Origin of the sequence: Muricauda sp. SCSIO 64092, assembly GCF_023016285.1 — a bacterium.
Taxonomy (GTDB): Bacteria; Bacteroidota; Bacteroidia; order Flavobacteriales; family Flavobacteriaceae; genus Croceivirga.
The window spans coordinates 2,840,265-2,863,190 of the sequence record NZ_CP095413.1 but is presented as its reverse complement, the minus strand read 5'-3'; the positions used below and the strand labels follow the sequence as shown (position 1 = coordinate 2,863,190).

General features: G+C 42.1%; 19 protein-coding genes. 5 read left to right on the top strand and 14 right to left on the bottom strand.

The annotated features are described in order from the left end of the window. The first annotated feature begins 226 nt into the window (after positions 1-226). Both L0P88_RS12150 and L0P88_RS12145 read left to right on the top strand, forming a co-directional pair. A complete protein-coding gene (locus L0P88_RS12150) occupies positions 227-1,774 on the top strand; it encodes a ribonuclease E/G (protein ID WP_247130194.1) in 1,548 nt (515 codons plus the stop codon). A gap of 53 nt (positions 1,775-1,827) precedes the next feature. Continuing rightward, on the top strand, positions 1,828-2,298 hold the full coding sequence (locus L0P88_RS12145) for a regulatory protein RecX (protein ID WP_247130193.1): 471 nt from the start codon (positions 1,828-1,830) through the stop codon (positions 2,296-2,298). On the opposite strand, the gene L0P88_RS12140 is transcribed toward L0P88_RS12145, so the two are convergent. The 4 genes from L0P88_RS12140 to bioA form a co-directional block, all read right to left on the bottom strand. Further along, entirely contained in the window at positions 2,295-3,164 is an 870-nt protein-coding gene (locus L0P88_RS12140; RefSeq protein ID WP_247130192.1) for a cupin-like domain-containing protein, read from the bottom strand. The genes L0P88_RS12145 and L0P88_RS12140 overlap by 4 nt on opposite strands. Before the next feature lie 56 nt (positions 3,165-3,220). Next, on the bottom strand, positions 3,221-4,321 hold the full coding sequence (gene bioB / locus L0P88_RS12135; RefSeq protein WP_247130191.1) for a biotin synthase BioB: 1,101 nt from the start codon (positions 4,319-4,321) through the stop codon (positions 3,221-3,223). Between the two features lie 107 nt (positions 4,322-4,428). Then, a complete protein-coding gene (locus tag L0P88_RS12130) occupies positions 4,429-5,601 on the bottom strand; it encodes a beta-ketoacyl synthase N-terminal-like domain-containing protein (RefSeq protein ID WP_247130190.1) in 1,173 nt (390 codons plus the stop codon). A gap of 1 nt (position 5,602) precedes the next feature. Then, positions 5,603-6,871, bottom strand: a complete 1,269-nt coding sequence (gene bioA / locus L0P88_RS12125; protein WP_247130189.1) for an adenosylmethionine--8-amino-7-oxononanoate transaminase — start codon at positions 6,869-6,871, stop codon at positions 5,603-5,605. Positions 6,872-7,277: 406 nt separating this feature from the next. Here bioA and L0P88_RS12120 point away from each other — a divergent pair, with 406 nt between their 5' ends. Then, the gene (locus tag L0P88_RS12120; protein WP_247130188.1) at positions 7,278-8,348 is read left to right on the top strand and encodes an FG-GAP repeat domain-containing protein; all 1,071 of its coding nucleotides are present in this window, start codon (positions 7,278-7,280) and stop codon (positions 8,346-8,348) included. 100 nt (positions 8,349-8,448) lie between these two features. Here L0P88_RS12120 and L0P88_RS12115 read toward each other — a convergent pair whose 3' ends face one another. The 4 genes from L0P88_RS12115 to L0P88_RS12100 all read right to left on the bottom strand — a co-directional run bounded on the left by L0P88_RS12115 (position 8,449) and on the right by L0P88_RS12100 (position 11,661). Then, entirely contained in the window at positions 8,449-9,336 is an 888-nt protein-coding gene (locus tag L0P88_RS12115; protein WP_247130187.1) for a glycosyltransferase family 2 protein, read from the bottom strand. Positions 9,337-9,513: 177 nt separating this feature from the next. Next, on the bottom strand, positions 9,514-10,128 hold the full coding sequence (bioD, locus tag L0P88_RS12110) for a dethiobiotin synthase (RefSeq protein WP_247130186.1): 615 nt from the start codon (positions 10,126-10,128) through the stop codon (positions 9,514-9,516). Next, positions 10,125-10,511 (bottom strand): putative signal transducing protein, encoded by a 387-nt coding sequence (locus L0P88_RS12105; protein ID WP_247130185.1) that lies wholly within the window; start codon positions 10,509-10,511, stop codon positions 10,125-10,127. Before L0P88_RS12105 ends, bioD begins: the two co-directional genes overlap by 4 nt. Next, complete coding sequence (locus L0P88_RS12100; RefSeq protein ID WP_247130184.1) at positions 10,501-11,661, bottom strand: aminotransferase class I/II-fold pyridoxal phosphate-dependent enzyme; 1,161 nt, start codon at positions 11,659-11,661, stop codon at positions 10,501-10,503. The genes L0P88_RS12105 and L0P88_RS12100 overlap by 11 nt, the downstream gene beginning before the upstream one ends. A 26-nt stretch (positions 11,662-11,687) precedes the next feature. Between L0P88_RS12100 and L0P88_RS12095 the strand changes: the two genes are divergently transcribed. Next, positions 11,688-12,218 (top strand): GNAT family N-acetyltransferase, encoded by a 531-nt coding sequence (locus L0P88_RS12095; RefSeq protein WP_247130183.1) that lies wholly within the window; start codon positions 11,688-11,690, stop codon positions 12,216-12,218. Positions 12,219-12,275: 57 nt separating this feature from the next. Here L0P88_RS12095 and L0P88_RS12090 read toward each other — a convergent pair whose 3' ends face one another. The 6 genes from L0P88_RS12090 to L0P88_RS12065 form a co-directional block, all read right to left on the bottom strand. Beyond that, positions 12,276-12,554 carry a F0F1 ATP synthase subunit epsilon gene (locus L0P88_RS12090; protein ID WP_247130182.1) on the bottom strand — a complete coding sequence of 93 codons (279 nt, stop codon included), beginning with the start codon at positions 12,552-12,554 and terminating at the stop codon, positions 12,276-12,278. Between the two features lie 86 nt (positions 12,555-12,640). Continuing rightward, a complete protein-coding gene (atpD, locus tag L0P88_RS12085; protein ID WP_247130181.1) occupies positions 12,641-14,149 on the bottom strand; it encodes a F0F1 ATP synthase subunit beta in 1,509 nt (502 codons plus the stop codon). Between the two features lie 172 nt (positions 14,150-14,321). Next, complete coding sequence (locus L0P88_RS12080) at positions 14,322-17,057, bottom strand: TonB-dependent receptor (RefSeq protein ID WP_247130180.1); 2,736 nt, start codon at positions 17,055-17,057, stop codon at positions 14,322-14,324. Between the two features lie 208 nt (positions 17,058-17,265). Then, positions 17,266-19,113, bottom strand: coding sequence for a glutamine--fructose-6-phosphate transaminase (isomerizing) (gene glmS / locus L0P88_RS12075; protein ID WP_247134819.1), 1,848 nt, complete (start codon positions 19,111-19,113; stop codon positions 17,266-17,268). A gap of 131 nt (positions 19,114-19,244) precedes the next feature. Continuing rightward, the gene (locus L0P88_RS12070; RefSeq protein ID WP_247134818.1) at positions 19,245-21,152 is read right to left on the bottom strand and encodes a DUF4270 domain-containing protein; all 1,908 of its coding nucleotides are present in this window, start codon (positions 21,150-21,152) and stop codon (positions 19,245-19,247) included. 5 nt (positions 21,153-21,157) lie between these two features. Further along, positions 21,158-21,967 carry a glycogen/starch synthase gene (locus L0P88_RS12065; protein ID WP_247134817.1) on the bottom strand — a complete coding sequence of 270 codons (810 nt, stop codon included), beginning with the start codon at positions 21,965-21,967 and terminating at the stop codon, positions 21,158-21,160. Between the two features lie 102 nt (positions 21,968-22,069). Here L0P88_RS12065 and panC point away from each other — a divergent pair, with 102 nt between their 5' ends. Beyond that, positions 22,070-22,918 carry a pantoate--beta-alanine ligase gene (gene panC / locus L0P88_RS12060; protein WP_247134816.1) on the top strand — a complete coding sequence of 283 codons (849 nt, stop codon included), beginning with the start codon at positions 22,070-22,072 and terminating at the stop codon, positions 22,916-22,918. The last annotated feature ends 8 nt before the right edge of the window (positions 22,919-22,926 follow it).

Sequence of the window (22,926 nt, the reverse complement as noted above, 5' to 3'; positions counted from 1 at the left end):
AGCGGTAAGAAAAGAAAAAGACATAAGGTGGCCACCCACAAGCGTAAAAAGCGCAGAAGAGCCAACCGACACAAGAAAAAGTAGTCGCCACCGACTACTTTTTTGTTTAACGTTCTTTGACATAACTGGACAACTATTTCCATTAAAATCGATTAATAATCGGAAATACATCATTGTATAATCTAGGTTGCTCCCAAGATAGGGCAACCACAAAATTGACATAAAGGTGAATAGAGAATTAATAGTACGCTCTAGTTCGGATGCTGTCGATTTTGCCTTGTTAAAAGATGGAAAATTAATAGAGCTTCACAAGGAAGAGGATAACAATAGTTTCTCGGTAGGTGACATTTTTTTGGCTAAAATAAGAAAGCCTGTCACCGGGTTAAATGCGGCCTTTGTAAATGTTGGTTATGAAAAGGATGCTTTTCTGCATTATCATGACCTTGGACCGCAACTTTCTACCCTTCTTAAATTTGTTAAACTGGCCCGGACCGGAAAGCTAAAGGATTTCTCCCTCAAAAATTTTCCATTTGAAAAAGATATTGATAAGAATGGCGGTATCAACGAAGTTGTTAAGGCCAATCAATCCATTTTAGTGCAAATTGTAAAAGAACCCATTTCCACCAAGGGTCCGCGAATAAGTTCGGAACTTTCCATAGCAGGACGTTACTTGGTCATGGTTCCTTTCTCCGATCGCGTTTCCGTTTCCCAAAAAATAGAGAGCAGACAGGAAAAGGACAGGTTAAAAAGACTGGTTACCAGCATTAAACCTAAAGGGTTCGGAGTTATTATTCGCACTGTTGCAGAAGGCAAAAAAGTGGCGGAACTGGATAGGGATCTGCAAAATCTGCACCACAAATGGATTGCCATGTGCAAGACCCTAAGAAGAGCGGGACACCCTTCAAAAGTCTTGGTAGAGATGAATAGGGCCTCATCCATTTTACGAGACGTTTTTAATGATTCTTTCACCGGTATTCATGTAGATGACGAATCCCTTTATGAAAATATAAAGGATTATTTGCATGAAATTGCACCGGAAAAGGAATCCATCGTAAAGCAGTACAAAGGGACTTCCCCAATTTTTGAGAAGTTCGGCATTGAGCGTCAAATAAAAACTTCTTTTGGAAAAACGGCATCCATGAGCAGGGGTGCTTATTTGGTCATTGAACATACCGAAGCCCTTCACGTAATTGACGTGAACAGTGGAAACCGTTCCAACAAGGCAAAAAACCAGGAAGATACAGCATTGGAGGTAAACCTATTGGCAGCTACCGAGATAGCCCGCCAATTGCGATTACGCGATATGGGAGGTATCATTGTTGTTGACTTTATTGATATGACAAGAGGTGAACATCGAAGAAAACTCTTCGACCACCTTAGGGAAGAAATGAAAGATGATCGTGCCAAGCACAAAATTCTTCCTCCCAGTAAATTTGGATTGGTCCAAATTACAAGGCAACGGGTACGTCCTGAAATGAATATCAAAACCAGTGAGGAAAACCCCAATGGCAACGGGAAAGAAGTAGAAGCTCCCATAGTTTTGATAGATAAAATCAATGTAGAGCTGGAAAGAATCCTAAAAGGAAAGCATACCAACAATGGCATTGTATTGAACTTACATCCATTTATTGCAGCCTACCTCAGCAAAGGATTCCCATCCATACGGACAAAATGGTTTTTAGAGCATAAAAAATGGGTGAAAATACAGCCCAGGGACGCCTATACCTATTTGGAATATCGATTCAAAGATAAAGATGGTAAGGTTTTAAAATAAGAAAAAAGCGACTTCGGAAACGGCGTCGCTTTTTTGTTTTTTACATTTGGGACATGTACCATTCCAAAGGTTATACCGTGGCAGAAGCCACCAAAAAAATAGAAAAGTACTGTGCGTATCAAGAGCGTTGCCATAAGGAAGTGGTCGAAAAATTAAAGGGTTTTGGAATGATTCCAGAAGCCATAGACCATATTGTGGCCCACCTCATCAAAGAAAATTATCTTAATGAGGAGCGTTTTGCCAAAAACTTTGCCAGAGGCAAGTTCAGAATTAAAAAATGGGGCAGAAACCGTATTGTAAATGAATTGAAAATGAAAGCCATTTCCCGTTTCAACATTCAGTCTGCCTTAAGGGAAATCCCGGAAAATGACTACTTGGAAACGTTGGATGACCTAGCCCATAAACGCCTATCCGAAATCAACGAAGCCAACCCTCAAAAAAGGAAAAAGAAGCTTGTGGATTATTTATTGTACAGGGGTTGGGAAACCGCTCTGGTATATGAAAAAATCAAGGAATTGATTTAAGCGGTACGCATTAAATCATTTGTTCTTTTTACGGCTTCCTCATTTTTCCAGTCGATCCATTCCTGCCCTTTTCGCCTTCGCATAAAATTATCGTAGTAACGCATAAAAAAGATATTGTACACGGCCCTCAAAAAATTCTTGGGCTTTCTGGCAACGGCCCTCAAACTCATTGAAAATCCCGGCGTGATATATTTCATATGGTGCCAATAGCCTTCAGGAATATACAGAACATTGCCGTGCTGCAAACGTGCTATATGGCCTTTGGCATTCTTTAGTGCTGGCCATTGTTCAAAGTCCGGAGCATCAAAATCGATATCCTCCCTCGTAATTAAGGAATGCGGTATTTTATAGAGATGCTTACTTTCTGACTGGGAAAACAAGATACATTGCTTTTTGCCTGCAAAATGAAAGTGAAAAATATTGGCCAGATCAATATCATAATGCATAAATGTATGTGAGTTTCTACCACCAAAGAATAACATGGGCAGTCCTTTCATTAGTCTGATCCCAAAATTTGGATATGTAAAGTCCTCCTGGAGTATAGGGACTTCCTTAAGGACATTCCAAAGGAAAATGCGATATTTTGTGGGTTCGCTTTTTAGTAAATCAATATAATCCGCCATTTTCATTTTGGCGTGCGGCTCATTGAATCCTTCATCATGTTTTACGGGGCGATCGTCATAAAGGGGTACTTCCTTATCTCCGGCAATCTTTTTCATATACTCAAGATCCCACTTTTCAAAAGCGGGCCAATCTTCAATACAATTTTCAATTACCACCGGTTTTTGCGGCCTAAAGTAATCTCTTAAAAATACTTCTTTGGTCAGGGTCTTTACCCTAGGAATTTGTGTTAGGTTAAGTTCCAAAACTAAAAAGTTGAAACAACTAATTTAGTAAAAAGCTCCCTTATGTTGGAAAGCCCTTACTTTTCAACAGCTATTTTCCCTTTTGCTTTGGCGGCCTCATTGCGTTCAATAGTATGTCCGGGACGTGACCATTTGGGTTTCTCCCCCAGAGATTCGTAGTTGGACGCATGGGCTTCCACCGTCTTGGGCTGCGGATGTTTCTCAAATGCTTTTTGTGGATTCAATCCCAGTTTTCTGAACAGTTCCATATCCTCATTAACATCAGGATTTGGGGTTGTCAATAATTTATCCCCGGCAAAAATGGAGTTCGCCCCGGCAAAAAAGCACATGGCCTGTCCCTCCCTGCTCATTTCTGTCCTACCAGCGGATAAACGAACCTGGGTCTTGGGCATTACGATTCGGGTGGTAGCCACCATTCTGATCATTTCCCAAATCTCTACAGGTTTCTCATCTTCCATGGGAGTTCCTTCCACAGCTACCAAAGCATTGATGGGAACGGACTCGGGCTGCGGATTTAAACTCGAGAGGGACACCAGCATTCCCGCGCGGTCCTCCAGTTTCTCACCCATTCCTATAATCCCTCCACTACAAACGGTAACATTGGTCTTACGGACGTTTTCTATGGTCTGTAGCCTATCCTCATATCCTCTGGTGGAAATCACTTCCTTGTAGTATTCTTCCGAAGTGTCCAAATTATGGTTATAGGCATATAATCCTGCTTCTGCCAAACGTTTGGCCTGGTTTTCCGTAACCATCCCCAACGTACAGCAGACTTCCATATTCAATTTGTTGATGGTACGGACCATTTCCAGCACCTGATCAAACTCAGGTCCGTCCTTTACATTACGCCATGCAGCGCCCATACATACCCTTGAGCTACCGGATGATTTTGCCCGAAGTGCCTGTGCCTTTACATGTTGAACGGACATTAAATCATTTCCATCAATATCCGTATGGTACCTGGCCGCTTGCGGACAGTAACCACAGTCTTCCGAACAACCTCCGGTCTTAATGGAGAGGAGTGTGGACACCTGTACGGTATTTGGGTCGTGATGTTCCCGGTGCACCGTTGCCGCCTCATACAGCAACTCCATTAACGGTTTATTGTAAATCTTAAGGATTTCTTCTTTGGTCCAGTTGTATCTTGTCTCTGTCATAATAGCAAAAGTAAGATTATCAAAAATAGGGTATCCTGACGAATCTCATGTTTTAAATGTAAAAGAGACGGTCTAAAATTGAAAAAACTATCTTGATTTTCCACACTCTAGGCTTTTTGCAACAAAACACTTACCGCATTGCCCCCAAATCCCACGGCATTGACCAAAATCCTTTCAAATCGTTTTGGTACGCTGGAATAGGTTACAAAAGGAACGGGTATTGCCAATTGATGATGCAACATTAAACAGGCCATTTCAATGCTCAACATTCCCGATGCTCCAAAAGTGTGGCCTATTTTCCATTTGTTGGTGGTCATAAAAGGGACTTGTTTTCCAAATGTCCGATGTACGGCTTCTATCTCGGACAGATCCCCCTTTATTGTTCCCGGGCTATGCATCACAATCGCATCGATCTCATGCGGGGAAACATCACTCATGGCCATTTTCATGGAATCTTGAAAGCATTTGGCATCTAAGGAAAGGGAGACATTATGCTCCAATAACTCGGTGGCATAACCTATTCCAATGATTTTGGCCAAAGAATTACTTGGTGTTCCCCTTTCCAAACAAGCCATGGCCGCACCTTCACCCAGCACCATGGTATTACTTTTCTTTTTAACGTCCATGGCACTGCACGGATAGGTCCGCTTTGCGTTGGAGTAAATTTTTAGTGCTTGCATCTGGGCCACGGTAAAAGAAGTCAATGGTGCTTCACTTCCACCGACCAAAAACTTATCCGCCATTCCGCTTTGCAACCATGCCACCCCATTCAACAGGGCATGCAACGCTGTGGAGCAGGTAATGGAATGTGAAATCACGGGGCCTGCTGTCTGCAAATCATGGGCCACCCAGGAAGAGATATTGCCCAGGGTGGTTGTAGGGGAGGTCAGTGTTGAGACCTTTCCGGTATTTTTAAACTCATCATGGAAAGCTTCAAACAAAGCCGTTGCGCCCCGGGATGAACCTATATTTATTCCAAAACTTGGCCGTTCCGCAGCATCGGAACACCAAGTTGTTTGTTTCAACACCTTTCTTGAGGTATAAATGGAAAACAGTACGGATTCATCCAAGTCCTTGTATTTGGAATCTGATTCACGAAGCTTGCCAATGGCCTCTTTTTCGGAATGGGGCAGTTCGCCAACCCATACTTTTTTACCGTTGAGCACCCTTTCCTGTAAAAGGTGATCGGAACTTTGATAAGTTTCCCATATGGATTTGGGAGTTGACCCAAGTGCCGAAAGTGATGAAATGGCAACAATGGAAATAGGTTCTTTGAGCATACTAAACGATTTCCAATACTTCTTCTATGGCCTTATAAACCAAGGCCAGATCCTGTTCCGTTATGATGTAGGGAGGGAGTACATAGATGGTATTTCCCAAAGGCCTTAGTACCACCCCTCTATCCAAAAATAATTGATATAGCCTATCCCTTAGGCTCCCATACCTGTCTGTTGTCACCTCCAAATCCAAAGCAAGGATGACCCCCATGGTACGAACTTCCCTTACTTTTTGGTGTTGTTCGATTTTTGATTTGAACCCTTGGTGGGATCGTCCTATACAGCCAATGTTTTGCGTAATGCTTTCAGAAGCAAGCAAATCCATTGCCGCTATAGCCGCCGCACAACCAATGGGGTGGGCACTGTAGGTATGGGCATGGAAAAACCCTTTGGCCACATTATCGCTTAAAAAAGCGGCAAAGACCTCTTCCGTTGCACTGGTGATACTCAAGGGAAACATCCCTGCGGTAAGGGCTTTGCTCAAACAAATGATATCTGGTTTTTGTACCAGGTGATCACTGGCAAAATTCCTTCCCGTTTTTCCAAAGCCGGTCATGATCTCGTCCGCAATACAAAGGACATCATGCTTATGCAAACATTCCAACAGCGCATCCAACCCTTGTGCCGAGTGAAACTTCATCCCTGCCGCTCCTTGAACCAAGGGCTCAAAGACAAAAGCAGCCACCGCATGTTCTTTACAAATGCCTTCAACCTCGCGTAGGAGGGCCTCACTATTGTCTGCCTTGGGTGTTGGAATTCGCACTACCTTCAACAAAAAATCCTCAAAAGGACCATTATAGGAAGAAAGTCCGGATGCGCTCATGGCTCCAAACGTATCTCCATGAAAACCATTTTCAAAAGCAATAAGGGTATCCCTTTTTTCACCTTTATTGAAAAAGAACTGAAGTGCCATTTTAATGGCCGCCTCGACAGCTGTGGAACCGTTATCGTTGAAAAAAATGCGCCTTTGATTATCCGGGAGTATGGCCAATAGTTTTTCAGAAAGTTCAACTGCCGGCCCATGGGTAAAACCACTGAACATGACAAAATCCAATTGTTGCATCTGCTGGTGCATTGCCGCAATGATGTGCTCATTTCCATGACCATACATTGCTGAATACCAAGATGCTATCCCATCTATATATGATTTACCCCTGTCATCCCAAATACGGGCTCCCTTGGCTTTAACAATGGCAAGTGGAGGTGCGGCCGTCTTGTGTTGTGTTAATGGATGCCAAAGGTATTTTTTGTCACGTATTACTAAATCAGGCATGTGTGTACTTTGGGAATTGTTTATAAATCTTAGAAATTATTAAAGTGTATAAAAATACTGCAAAGTAGGTTTCGTTAAAATCTTATAGGGATTGAAAATTGAAATTTTAGTATCTATCACCCATATTTTACAGAAGTAAATAACACGAAATACCATGAGGCACAAAAATGTATAAAATTCCTGTTTTGCGCCTTAATCTATGTCTCACTTTTACAGGTATAAATCAAAATCCATTTAGATAATACCCTTCTCGGACAATAAGATTTTATTTGAAAACAGGACAACATAGTAAACCTTCTAAATTAGAGGTAATCATTACAGATTTTTTAGTCAATATCCTATGATTTTTGTAAGAATAAACGCTATTTGTTGAAACTATTTTTGTGTAAACTTTTAAATAAAAAATATGAGAACTCTTTTTAATTATTTGCTATCTATCTTATTGATATTCAGCTTTTTTTCGTGTCAAGACTCTTCAATTGAAGAAGACCCCTATTCAACACTGACAGAGGAAGAATTATCGAGCACTAAACTTACTACATCCAGTACCATATTTGGATCGTATCATTTCAAACACACTAACTATGGTAGTAGACGCAGCAATGACTTCCTTTTAGGTGACATTAACGGGGATGGAAGGGCCGATTTGGTTAAAATTGGCAATGATGGGGCAGTATCAATTGCTTTAGGGAACTCCTCCGGCAGGTTTAATGGATACCATTATAAGCACTCCAATTATGGTAGTAGAAACAACAATGACTTCCTTTTGGGTGATATAAACGGGGATGGAAGGGCAGATTTAGTGAAAATAGGAAAAGATGGTGTGACACATATCGCCTTGGGCAACTTTTCTGGTCGTTTTAGCTCTTATGTTCATAGAATCACAAGACTTGCAAAAAAAGGAAACAGTGATTATTCATTAACTGATGTTGATGGGAATGGTAGAGCCGACTTGGTGAAAAACGATGGTATTGGTTACGTAACCGTAAGTTTTGGCCAAGCTTCAGGTAGTATTATCCCCAACATTTATGGTCAAAATGGGTACGGCTCTTCCGACAGAAATGATTTTCTATTGGGCGATACAAATAAAGATGGAAGGGCCGATTTGGTTAAAATTGGAAATGATGGAACGGCTTCCATCGCATATGGCCTCTCTAATCCCAGTTTTGGTTCCTATTTTGGCCCCTATGTTCATAAACTAAGAAATTATGGAGACAGAAGATCCAATGATTTTCTTCTAGGTGACATCAATAGAGATGGCAGAGCAGATTTGGTCAAAATAGGAAACGACGGTGTTGTTTCTGTATCTTTAGCTCAATCCTCAGGAAGTTTTAGTGGAGGATATCCTTACAAGCATAACAATTATGGAAAAAGAGGGGATAACGATTTCTTACTTGGCGATATTAATGGTGATAACAAGGCCGATTTAGTCAAAATAGGAAATGATGGAGCCGTGTCCATAGCACTAGCTAAATAACAACCCTTCTTTTTTGGAACAATTGATTATTAATCCCAAGGCCATAAGCCTTGGGATTTTCTATACCTTTTATAATACCACATTAAATCCAAGAGGAAAACTACTTTGAAATTTTTGGATTTATTATTTTGTAATTTCTATAATTCATATCCCACCCCAAATACTTTTTTAAAATATGTTTTACGCTATCCTTTGTGCTTTTTTTGCTCATGGCTATATTATAATCAAAAGTCCAATTTTGATTTCTTATCCGTTCTTTCATTACTTTGGGGTGTGTTCCTTGAAAAGGCTTTATTTCCCTAACGTGGCTTTCATAATCAAATGTTTCCGAGACCACAATGGATTCTTTTGATTCGTTCCCTCGGTAAAGGGTGCCAAAATTGGTTTGTTTTCTCTGCATCGCATCAGGTTTTCTCACCCAGCCATAGTGATAAACGTACGCATCAATAGGGACAACATTCAGTTTTTTACTATCATCCTTTCTGAAACCTTGCGCATCTTTGTATGAGTAGAAAGACGTATTGTTTTTTATAATTCGTATTTCATGGGTATACCAATTGGAGGATGCCCCAACATAATCGAACGAACCATAAAAGTGTAGGTATTTAAAGAGTAAGCCATCCACATGGGGATTATCTTTATATTGTATCATGGCTTCTGAAATCATATCCAAATATTTTTCATGGATAATTTCATCCGCCTGTATGTAAAAAGCCCAGTCCGTATCTTTTGAAATATGCTTGAGTGCTTTATTCGTCTCATCAGCCAAAACACGACCTCCTTCTTTTAGACTGTCATCCCATTCCGTTTCTATAATCCTAATTTTTTCCTCACCCATAGCTTGTATTAATTCCAATGAACCATCATCGCATTTCCCAATGGCTATAACAAATTCATCACAAACAGGCAAAATAGATTTGATTGCCTCAACTACAGGATATTCATACAGTACGGCATTTTTTAAAAAGGAAAAACCTGTGACTTTCATTTGATCAAATACTATTTAAAACAATAAATCTGTTTTTCATATATACCTCTTTCTGAGACTATTTTATCCCCTGTAAATCAAAACTCCTCCATAATTTAACCCTTGGCATAATAAAAAAGCTTAATGTTTTTATGTGTCCAAGGGTTTCTAATCATTTTTGGTTAGGGATGGGTTTAATCAGAAGGATTGTAGGGTCCCTTTGAATTTTTGGGCATATCCATGAATTGTCGCCTTGTCAAATTCAGGTTCTTCATCAATCCTTCCAAGGAATATGGCCTTGGTCTTTTTTAAGATAATGCTTTCGGTTGTTGGGTGCTTATCCCCACTAAAAATGATTCCTACCTTGAATCCCTTTTGTTCAAGGGCATTGATGGTCAACAAAGAATGGTTGATGCTACCCAGGTAGTGGCGGGAAACCACCACAACCTTATATTCTGGTTTGATCAAATCCAATATCGTTTCCTCATCATTTAAAGGAACCAATAGGCCCCCTGCCCCTTCAATGACCAGATGGTTATCCGTTTTGGGCTCCAAAATCGTATTTAAATCGATTGTGACCCCATCGATTTCGGCGGCCGCATGTGGACTCATCGGAGTGTTTAGGGCATAATTATTGGGATGAATGACCGATTTTGTATTGGAAATCATTTCCTTGACCTTATGGCTGTCACCATAGTGCAAATCCCCGGCTTGAACAGGTTTCCAATAGTCCGCTTCCAAAGCCTCCGTTATGATCGCAGAAGCTATGGTCTTTCCAACATCCGTGGATATTCCAGTGATAAATAGTTTCATTTTATACTCTTTGATAAGAAATTACAATTGTCGCAACGGTATTTTTTGGGTTCAAAAAAAGGAAAAAGCTTGTACAAAATGTTGTTTCTAAGATAAATGACCTCCAACTGTTTTCTGCCACATATTTTGCAGGCCACCAAATTTCCTTCCTCATCGGTCACATAGGATTTTAATTGTTTGTAGATGGCTATGGCCTTTTCTTTATCGGATTCATAAACCTGAAGTTTCACCCCGCCTATCGCGTCACTGATCAACGGATCTGTATTAACGGTATTTTCATCACGAAGAAAAACCTGAATACCTTCTGACTCCAGCTTTCCCTTTAAAATCTGAATATCGGCAGGATAGGTAGAAGAGGTAATTGTATAAAACTCATTCTTCATTCAACATGTGTTTTTTTACCATTGTCAGTACGCTTTCCATTTCATTCCCGGTATTAAAAGCGTGCAAACAAAACCGCAACCGTTCTTCACCTTGGGGAACTGTGGGGTTCAGTATGGGACGTACGTCAAATCCGGCTTCCTTCAAAACGGATGAAAGCTTTTTTGTTTGGTCGTTTCCTCCAATCCTACAGACTTGAACCGCAGAACTACTTTCCGAAAAATACATATTTAATCCCTTTTGGACTATCAGGGATTTAAAATAGCCTATGTTATCGGTAAGTGCCTGCTGGCGTTGTCTTCCCTGTTCGGAATCAAAAAATCGGTAGGCAGCCCATATCGTTGCCAAGGTATGTAGGGGAAGGGCGGTAGTGTATATAAAACTTCTGCAGAAGTTGATAAGAAAGTCCCTTAATCCAGGATTCCCTAATATAACGGCCCCATGGGTCCCCAGTGCTTTTCCAAAGGTGATAATTCGTGCAAATACGTTGTCCTCAAGTCCAAGTGTATTCATCAACCCTTTACCATAGATCCCCATGGCATGGGCCTCGTCCACCACTAAAAGCGCCCCATTATCCACAACGAGCGCCGCGAATTCCGCAAGGTTGGGAGAGTCCCCATCCATGGAGAAAACAGATTCCGTGACCACATAGATGGTAGGGTTTTCACCATGTACCTTTCTACTGCGCTTTAGATGCGACGCCAGATCCCCCAGGGAATTATGTTTGAACTTATAGGATTTGGAAGGGCCCAATTTGATACCATCCCTAATACTGGCATGGCAATACTCATCATATAAAACAATATCCCCCCGTTGCGGAACGGAGGAAAAGAAACCCAGATTGGCATCATAACCCGAATTGAATATCAAAGCTGCAGGCGAATGGTGAAATGAAGAAATGAAATCCTCCAGTTCCCCATAAAACCCATGGTTGCCCGATAATAACCGTGACCCGGTAGCACCATTTTGAAAAGGTTGTAACCTGGCAACCTGCTCATTCGCCATTTCAGCAATCCTCTTTTCCCTGGAAAATCCGAGATAGTCATTGGATGAAAAGTCGACCAAATCCGATATTGGGGAAAGTGTTCGAAAGGCATTTCCCTTACGGCGCTTCTCTAATTTCCCTTCCAGGTTCAAAGGTAATTTTGCCATTTTCCAAAAGTACTATCTTTAAAACAATGATTGTATATAAACAGATCGATACGGAAGGGGAAATAAGACAAATTCTTGCCCTGCAAGCGTCCAACCTTCCCCGGAACCTTACTGCCACGGAAATACGGACAGAGGGGTTTTTGACCGTGGAACACACATTTGATCTGTTGGTCAAAATGAACGCGGTATTCCCCCATACCATTGCGTTGCATAATAAAAAAGTTATAGGTTATGCGCTTTCCATGCATCCTCAATTTAGACTGGAAATCGATATTCTTAGATCGATGTTCCTTAAAATTCGGAATTTGGTACCGGATACATTGGACTATTTGGTTATGGGGCAAATCTGTATTACAAGAACACATCGGGGGCAAGGGGTGTTCAGGGGGCTTTATGAGCACATGAAAACCTTTATCAGCGGAGAATTTGACGCCATTATCACAGAAGTGGATGCCAAAAACAACCGTTCCCTAAATGCCCATAGGGCCATAGGGTTTAAGGAACTTCATCGGTATGCAGCGGATGGAAGGGAGTGGTCCCTGATCATCCTTAAATGAAAAAGCCACTAAAAAAGTGGCTTTCATTTCAATACTATAGTAAAAAAATAATCCTATCTAATCTGCAAGGACGATTACCTTGTTATCCTTCATCTCTACTGTTCCACTGGAAATGGACAACACGGTTTCACCATTTGCCCCTTTGGAAAACTTGGCTTGAAATTCTTCCTCGATTTCTATATTCCCCTGGACTTTGACCTTCCCTTCCTGCAAAAGCGAAACGATAGGTGCGTGGTTGGTCAACATTTGAAATTCACCGTTTACACCGGGAACGGTTACCGAGGTTACCTCACCTGCGAACAACGTAGCTTCCGGGGATACAATTTCTAAATACATCTTTCTAAGTTAGACGTTGGAAGGTGGAAGTTGAAAGTCCTTTGAAAACTAAACCCTGGACCCTTCATTCCCAACCCTTCACTGAATTAAACTTCTGCCAACATTTTCTCTCCTGCCTCAATGGCATCTTCTATGGTCCCTTTAAGGTTAAAGGCAGATTCTGGAAGATGGTCCAGTTCGCCATCCATAATCATGTTGAATCCTTTTATGGTATCCTTAATGTCTACCAATACCCCGGGGATGCCCGTAAACTGTTCCGCTACGTGGAATGGCTGGGACAAGAAACGCTGTACCCTTCTCGCGCGGGCAACGGCCAGTTTGTCTTCTTCGGACAATTCCTCCATCCCCAAAATGGCAATAATATCTTGTAGCTCTTTATAACGCTGCAACAACTCCTTTACGTGTTGTGCGCACTCATAGTGCTCCTTACCTAAAATTTCAGGGGTCAAAATCCTGGAAGTGGAATCCAAGGGATCCACGGCAGGATAAATACCCAATTCAGCAATTTTTCTTGAAAGCACGGTAGTTGCGTCCAAATGCGCAAAGGTGGTTGCGGGTGCCGGGTCCGTTAAGTCATCCGCAGGTACGTATACTGCCTGAACCGAAGTAATGGAGCCCCTCTTTGTTGAGGTAATTCGCTCTTGCATGGCACCCATTTCCGTTGCCAATGTAGGCTGATAACCCACTGCAGAAGGCATACGTCCCAAAAGTGCCGATACTTCGGAACCTGCTTGGGTGAATCGGAAAATGTTATCCACAAAGAACAATACATCCTTTCCTTGCCCATCACCGGCCCCATCACGGAAATATTCGGCAATGGTCAATCCGGAAAGTGCCACACGGGCCCGTGCTCCAGGTGGTTCGTTCATCTGTCCGAAAACGAAGGTTGCCTTGGATTCCTTCATGGCCTTTTTGTCCACTTTACTCAAGTCCCAACCGCCTTCTTCCATGGAGTGCAAAAAGTCGTCGCCGTATTTAATGATCCCGGATTCCAACATTTCACGAAGCAAATCATTTCCTTCACGCGTTCGTTCCCCTACACCGGCAAATACCGAAAGACCCCCGTGTCCTTTGGCAATATTATTGATCAATTCCTGTATCAATACGGTTTTTCCTACACCAGCACCGCCAAACAATCCAATCTTACCTCCTTTGGCATAGGGCTCAATTAAATCGATTACCTTAATACCGGTAAACAATACTTCGGTAGAGGTGGAAAGATCCTCAAACTTTGGTGCCTCCCGGTGAATGGGGAGACCATTATCCCCGGTTTTGGGTAAATTGTCCATGCCATCAATGGCGTCACCAATAACATTAAAAAGCCTTCCATAAACATCTTCACCAATGGGCATCTGGATGGCACTACCCGTTGCGGTAGCGTCCACACCCCTACTTAGTCCATCGGTAGAGTCCATGGAAATGGTCCTAACGGTATTTTCCCCAATATGGGATTGTACCTCAAGAACCAATGTGGTTCCATCCGCTTTTTTTATTTCAAGAGAGTCGTAGATTTTCGGAATTTCCGTACCAGATTCGAACTCAACGTCGATAACCGGGCCAATGATTTGGGCAACTTTTCCTGTAACTTTGGACATTACTTCAATATTTCAATTTGTTTGATTCCCTGTGTAGGAGCGTACACTATCTTTTTTTCGGGCGCAAAGATAGGATTTTCCATCTTTTAAAAGAAACTTCACCCCTTGTTTTTTGGCATAAAAAAAGAGCCGGATTCGGCTCTTCTTTCAATGTTCCTTTGTTCTAACTTTCCTATGGATTGATGGCCCAGGAAATATAATAAATTGCCCCTATATTACCCGTACCAAAGGCAGTAACGTACTCTTCGTTCAATAAATTGGAAGCCCCGGCCTTGAATACTGATTTCATACTTGGCACCGCATAGTTGATCTGTGCATCCACTACGTTAAAGGAAGGAATATCCCCATCCTGAAATGTTGCCTCCCAGAAATAGCTATCACTCCATCGGTAGTTTATCCCAAATCCAAAGTTTTTGAATAACTCGGTATGTCCAAACGAAGCTTTAAAACGATGTTCCGGAGTATTGAAGTTGGTTCGGATGCCCCGCTCCCGCAACTCATCGGCATCTTCAAGAAGGGTGTAGGTATAGTTGACCCCCACATCGAATCCCCCTACTTTGGTGTCCACACCAATATTGGCGCCATAAGCATTGATATCCTCGGGAGAATTGGTATAGACCTGATACCTTTGGAAATCCCCATTTCCGATAGCTTGCAATGCTAGCGCCTGCTCAGCTTCCGTGCCAAAAGCGTCTCCATAAAGTGGAACTTCCACAAAAGCACCGGAGACAAAATTGGAATAGCTATTGTAATATCCGTTCAAATCAATAGCGAATTTTCCGAGCTGCGCTCGATATCCTACTTCAAAAGCAGTAATTTCCTCTGGTTGGACAAGGGGGGTCTGAACGGCCTCCGGACTTCCCAAGGCAACGGACCTTGCGGTAAAGGCGTTCTCATATGCCGCTCTACCCACAATCTGAACTGTGGCCGGTTGGCCCGCCAATTGCCCTTGCTCGCTTACATCAAATGTACGTACGTCCCTATCAAGATTGGCAGGGGCAGAGCCTACCAAAATAGCTGCTCCAGCATTCAATCCTATAAATAAATCCTGTGTTGTGGGGTTTCTAAAACCTTGCTGTACGGAAAGACGGATATTGTGGTTTCGACGTTCCCCCAAAGTAATCCCCAGTGCTGCCCTGGGAGAGAAGAATCCATCAAAAAACTCATTCTTGTCATACCTTCCTGAGGCGGTAATCTTTAAACGGTCATCCAGCACCTTTTTCTGGAATTGGGTATAAGCCCCAAATTCATTATAGGTGATCGGGCCATCAAAATCGGTAAAGATGGTCCCCTGGGAATTCAGTTCATATTCCCTGAAAGAGCCTCCTACCTGAATATCTGCCCAGTCGTCAATCAAATGGGCCAAGTTATAATTTCCATTGACATGCCGGAACTTGGTATTGTCAATAAATCGGGAACCGGTGCTCAAATCCCCGTCGGCAGTAACCGCGTCAAAGGCGGCTTGAAATTCCGGAGTGCCTGGGATCAATCTGCCCGTATCGGCAACGGCCCTGGCCTGGTCATGGGCCTGTTGTTCCGTTAGACCATTATTCCTGGAGACCAAAAATGTACCGGCATAATCTCCAAACCACTGCGCATCGGATTTCCATCGTCTATTGATATTAATTCCTGTAAATCGGGTGTCGTACGCATTCCCCGAATTCTCTGCCACAATATAACCGCGAATAAAGAAATTATCATTTTTCAATTCCAATTTATGTTGCTGCATTTTAAATCCTTGCACGGCATACCGGTTAATTCCCTGATAAATGGTATTACCTCGACCAATGCGACCATTGTAAATCAACTCCAGGTCATCCCCAAATGGGCGATAGTGCAGGGACCAATCTGCCTTCACACTTTGTGCGTTATAGTTAGTCAAATCCCGTTCATTATATCCTGTCCTGGAAACGGTACCTATTGTTCCACTTGGAAAACCTAATTGGCGGTCCAGGTTTAAACTTACCTCATCACCATAAACGTTTAGACCATCATAGGCGGGATTTGATCTATCCAGGCCGGGGTTATTTACATCAACTTCACTGGTAGCGTGCCAATCCTCCCCTTGCAGAAAGGAGAAATTCGCCTTAATTGCAAACTTATCGCTAAACGCATGTGCTGCCCGTATACCCACATCATAATAGGGATTGTCCCCCGCGGATTCCTGGGATGTTATTCCAGTCTTAAAGTATGAACTTATCCCTTGAAAGTCGAAAGGGCTTTTGCTCTGCATGAACAGGATACCGTTAAATGCATTTGCACCGTACAGGGCCGAAGATGCTCCTGGCAGGATTTCTATGCTTTGTACATCCAGTTCATTCATTCCCACCAAATTTCCCAAGACAAAGTTCAAGCCTGGTGCGGTATTGTCCATACCGTCCAGCAACTGCAAAAAGCGAACATTGGCAAAGGTGGCAAAGCCCCTGGTGTTAATTGATTGAAAGGTTAAACTGTTTGTATTAATGTCCACCCCTTTTAAGTTCTGAAGGGACCCATAAAAGGATTCCGCAGTGGCGTTTTGAATATCCTTAAGGCCAAAACGCTCCACCGATACGGGGGATTCAAAAATACGTTCCGGTGTTCGGGAGGCAGATATCACAATCTCGTCCAAAATGGTAGAGGATTCCTGTAACGTTATCGTAAATACCTGATTGTTTGAAGTGACTTCAACAACCGTTTCGGAATAACCTATACTGGTTACCCTTAAGCGAAAAGGGGGGGCCTCAGAGGTGTTTAAGGTAAAGTTACCATCAAAATCGGCGACAGCGCCTTCTGCCTTTCCTATTACAAGTATGTTGGCGCCTGGGACCGGGTCATTGTTGGGATCCACAACTTTTCCCGAAATAGTGGTCTGGGCATAAGAAGTTAATCCTATCAGCAATGAAAATGCGAAAATGATTTTTTTCATCGGTGAAGAATTTGTGTTAAGTTAGTTTTAAGTTCGTGTAAAAATCAGGTCGGGAAGATACATTTTTTTGACATGAATTCCACAGAAATCGAAAAAAATTATGCATGCATAGTAATTTTTCCTTAGAATTTGTCCATCAAAACTGAGAATTTAACAAAAAAGTCGGCCTTTTTTGGGTTTTAACATGAAGAATAGCATTGTAATCTGGTTACTCCACAGTAACCGATTTTGCCAAATTACGGGGTTGATCTACGTTACAACCACGCATTAGCGCTATATGGTAGGACAACAATTGTAATGGAATGGTTGTTAGTAATGGAGATAGGGTTTCAGAGGTTTCCGGTACCTCAATAATATGGTCCGCCAATTGGGTCACCGTTTCATCCCCTTCAAATACAACTGCAATTATTTTACCGTGTCTGGATTTAATTTCCTGGATATTGCTCACCACTTTTTCATAATGCCCTTTTCTGGTAGCAATAACTATAACCGGCATCTGATCGTCAATTAAAGCTATGGGTCCATGTTTCATTTCTGCAGCTGGATAGCCCTCTGCATGGATATAACTGATTTCCTTTAACTTTAATGCACCTTCCAATGCTACAGGGAAATTGTACCCCCTACCCAAGTAAAGGCAGTTTGTGGAATCTTTATAAACGTCGGCTATTTGCTCAATCAATACATTGGATTCCAATGTTTTTTCAACTTTGGCGGGAATGCCCTCCAGTTGGGTCAACAACTCATGAAATTTAGAGTCTGTGAACTCCCCCTTCTCTTTGGCCAACTTTAGGGCAATAAGTGTTAGAACCGTAATTTGTGTGGTAAAAGCTTTTGTAGAGGCTACCCCGATTTCAGGTCCTGCATGCGTATAGGCCCCGGCATGGGTTTCCCTCGCTATGGACGAACCCACAACATTGCAAACACCAAAGACAAAAGCACCTCGTTTCTTGGCCATCTTAATGGCCGCCAAGGTATCCGCGGTTTCCCCTGACTGCGAAATGGCAATCAAAACATCATTCTCCGTAATTACCGGATTTCTATATCTAAACTCCGAAGCGTATTCCACTTCCACTGGAATTCTCGCCAAATCCTCAAAAATGTACTCTGCAACAAGACCTGCGTGCCATGATGTACCACAGGCAACAATAATGATCCTATTGGCATTTAGGAACTTTTCCAGGTTTTGGTCAATCCCTGCCATTCTGATAATTCCTTGATTGGCCAATAATCTCCCCCTGTACGTATCCAAAATCGCCCTAGGTTGTTCGTAAATCTCCTTAAGCATAAAATGATCATACCCTCCTTTTTCAATCTCCTCAATATTCAATTGTAACTCTTGGACATTAGGGTATGCAATGGCATCATCCTTTATTTTCCGAAGCTTTATTTCCTTTCCCAATCGAACTATGGCCATTTCTTCATCTTCCAAATAGACCGCGTTGTTGGTAAATTCAATAAAAGGGGAGGCGTCCGATGCAATGAAGTATTCATTTTCCCCGATCCCAATGGCCAGGGGGCTCCCTAATTTAGCTACCACTATCTCATCTGGCTTACTTTTGTCAAATACGGCAATGGCATAGGCTCCAATTACTTGGTTCAAAGCTATTTGGACGGCCTTTCCCAATTTTACGCCTTCTTTTTCCTTTACTTCTTCGATAAGGTTGATCAGGACCTCCGTGTCCGTATCGGATTCAAAACTATATCCTCTTTTAAGAAGGGCTTTTTTAATGGATTCGTAGTTTTCTATAATCCCATTATGGATAATCACCAAATTTCCCGAATTCGAATAATGTGGATGGGAGTTTATATCATTGGGAATACCATGGGTTGCCCAACGGGTATGGCCCAGACCCAATGTCCCTTTGGTAGAAATGGTTGCCTTTGACTTATCCTTAAGGTCTTCAACTTTTCCCTTTGTCTTTGCAAGCTGGGTGTCCTCCCCATCGAACAGCACAATACCAGCACTGTCATAGCCTCTGTACTCCAGCCTTTGAAGTCCTTTGATTATTATTGGATAGGCTTCCCTATGACCAATGTAACCAACAATTCCACACATAGTTCAAAATTTTAAAAACGTTGCAAGGTAATACCAATTTGATTTCAAAAGTAATAGATATCGTGTATTGGCCTTGTATTCTGCGTTATATAACGGAAAAAATCCATGTCCTGTATGGGAGGACTTAAAATTTAGTCAATTTCAGTGTAGAAAATCTGAAGTTTTAGTTTTTTATCCTCCTCTTCGGTAAGGACATTGTTGCCGAACAATACGGTCCCAAGGGGATTGATCGTATTCATCAAGGGCAGATCAACACGTTCCCCCATCGTTGCTTCCGCTTCTTGTATTCTTGGGTCACCAATATTTGAGGTAAGCACCAACCTTAGCGGGGCATTCGTCGAATCCCTAACGATGATATCATTAAGATATTCCGTAATCCGTACGGTGTACTTTATGCCCCTTTCTTCGGAGTCACGTTCCAATATACCATCGTAGTCCAAAAATTGGTCCAAAGGGGATAGCAGATTAGGTGGCTCCGCCAAAATATTGAATAAAGGGGTATTATTCTCCGCATTGAAAAGGTACAAACGAGGTGGTTCGATGGTTCCCCCATTCAGGTCCAATCTGCTGCGATCTACATTAAAGACCAAATTGGCCTCGTTAATGATCCAATTATTCGCCCTAATGCCCGCTATGATGTCATTGGCGATCTCGGCATCTTCGTTGAACAGGCGTAATTCCGAAAAAGTACCGGAACCCCCTTTTAGAAAAAGTCGGCTTGCATTTTCAGTGGGATTATCCAATTGCCCGGTTATATCGGAGGGCAAGGGCGCATCAATAAAAGTGTTTACCGCGTTTCCACTGACCGCATTATTTACATTTTGAAGAAAATTCAGCGTAAACTCACGCTCAACCTTTTCAATGGTCCCTGCAGGGTTATCATCGTCCACCACAAAATCATCAAACTCATAGGTAATGGTGATATTGGCCTGTAGCAGGTCGAACAATATCATAAGATCTTCATTATTTGGGATAATGGAGATATGTAGACCCCTGATAAAATCGGCAAGGTTGGACTGGCTAAAAAGTTCAAAATCGCCTTCTTTATCCAAAATGTTCTCCTGGAAAAACTGGGGGTCCAATGCCACCCGTACTCCGGGAGGCAAACTTAAATCGGTATTAATGGTCAAGGCTTCGTTTTCATCGGTATCCGGATCATCTTCGTTGAACGTTACAATTTGTTTATTGTCAATGGTTACCGTTCCTTCAAACAAAGGATTTCCTTCCGTAAAACTTGGAATATTGGTGTTGGAAAGATATTCCTGGGCTTCTTCAAAGTTGGTATTGGGGTCCAGGTTCCTTAGGAAAAAAGTGGAGCGTTCCACCTTTAGGGTGAATTCTTCGCCTATGAGTTGTTGATTAGGATTATTTATCAGCCGTCTGGAAAATATACTATCCAATGCAAAGGCATTGGCAAAGGTATTTGTTAGGGTGGCATCATCATCGGCGTCATTGATTCCATCATTATCCGTGTCCGGGTCAAAAGGATTGGTCCCAAGAATGGACTCTTCCAAATCCGTTAACCCATCATTGTCCTGATCACTATTGGGATCGTCCCTATCTTCCGGGCGCTCCAACTCGTCCGGGACTCCGTCGCCATCCGTATCACTGCTTGAACCCGGGACTATTTGGTATGGCAGGTACAGCAGTACCTCTTTCACCGTTTCATTTTCAGGTATGGTATCCCTTTCCCTGGACGCCTCCGGCAAATCCTCGAGGTCTTGGCTATAATTTCCAAAAACCGGGTTGCCCTGCAAATTTTGAAAAGCGATCTGCGAGGTGACTATGGCTTCCCTTCTTCCGAATACCGGGTCATCATATACCCCAATCTGGTACAATGGCAATCTATTGGTCTGAACGGCCACGGAACTCCTGTTATACGCAAATACATCGTACTCCGCCCTTCCGGAAATGAAGGGTTCCCCAGGAATTACCCCTTCCCCTATGGTAGTGTTAAGATCATCTTCACAGGAAACCAAAAAGACCCATAAAAAAAAGGTTCCGGCCAAAGCCGAAATCCACCCTTTGTTCAAACCCATTAGGCTTATTTTAAAACTTGTGTATTATAGAAATTGGCATAGGCTTCATCCGTTTCTTGGAATGAAACAAAGGGAAGAACTGGTTTATCCAGTTGATTTACATAATCCACCAACTCACTTGAAACCTCTTCCGAGGCTAAAATAATGGCATCGGAATAATCCACTGCAACCTTTAACAAATTATTATAGTCAGGCGTTTGTAGTACATCTATTTTGTCCTTGTCTATACCGTCAAAAGCAATTTTATCCAACATGCCACTGTTCAATTCACCATCAAATCCCTTTCCATAAACTGAGGTTACTATTTTACTATCCATGAAAATGGGCTCATCCGCATAATACTCCCTAAGATATAAAGGCAATAATGACGCCATCCACCCATGGACATGAATAATGTCCGGGGACCAATTTAACTTCTTCACTGTTTCCACAACTCCCTTGGCAAAGAAGATTCCCCTTTCATCATTATCCGGAAAAAGATTTCCTTCCTTATCCTCAAAAGTAGCTTTCCTCTTAAAGTACTCATCGTTGTCTATAAAATAAACCTGGATTCGCTCCCTTGGTATAGAGGCCACTTTAATGATCAAGGGCATATCCATATCGTTAATGACCAAGTTCATCCCAGAAAGACGGATAACCTCGTGCAATTGGTGCCTTCTTTCATTGATATTACCATATCTTGGCATAAAAATCCTAATCTGGCCTCCATTGCTATTGACCATTCTAGGTGCTTCATAAGACATTAAGGAAACTTGGTTCTCGGGTAGGTAGGGCACTAATTCAGAAGATACGAACAATATCTTTTTACCAGTCATACATGCAATTTTTGTTCATCTGACAAAACGTAGCTGCAAAAGTACAAAAATTATGCCTAATACCAGTATTTATAGTATTTTTGCACGCTTTTGTTTTAAATCATGCATGTACTCCAAAGTAAAAAGGAACTTCAGGTGATCCTTGCGGAATGGAAATCAAAAAAGAAGTCCATTGGCCTTGTCCCCACAATGGGTGCTTTGCACAGTGGACACCTTTCCCTGGTAAGGAAATCCCTGGAGGATAATGATTTTACCGTGGTAAGCATTTTTATAAACCCAACACAGTTTAATAATAAGGAAGACCTTAAGAAATATCCTTCGGACCTGTCAAAGGACAGTGCCCTTTTAACATCTGTCTCCGATCAAATCCTCATTTTTGCCCCATCCAAGCTGGAGATTTACAATGGGAACATCAGCTCAAAATCGTTCAACTTCAATGGTCTTGAAAAAGTGATGGAAGGAGAATTTAGGAAAGGTCATTTTAATGGGGTTGCCACTATTGTGGAATTGCTCTTTGAGGCCGTTGGACCCAACAGGGCCTATTTTGGGGAAAAGGATTTTCAACAATTACAGATCATCCAAAAATTGGTGCAACAGTCCAACCTTGATTTGGAAATCATACCCTGCCCAATTGAAAGGGAGTCCAATGGTCTGGCCAGAAGTTCACGTAATGAAAGGCTTTCCAAACCGACTAGGGAGGCAGCTGGTTTTATATACCAAATGTTGAAAGCTGCCAAAGCTAAATTTGGCACGGAAAATGCTAAGGATATAAGGGATTGGGTTTCCATTCAATTTAATGAAAACCAATTGTTTGAATTGGAATATTTTGAAATAACCGATATAGATACCTTGATCCCGGTCAACCAGGTTCAGGTAAACAAAGAATATAGGGCCTTTATTGCCGTTTATGCAGAAGGGATTCGATTGATAGATAATATTGCCCTGAATTAAATAATTTT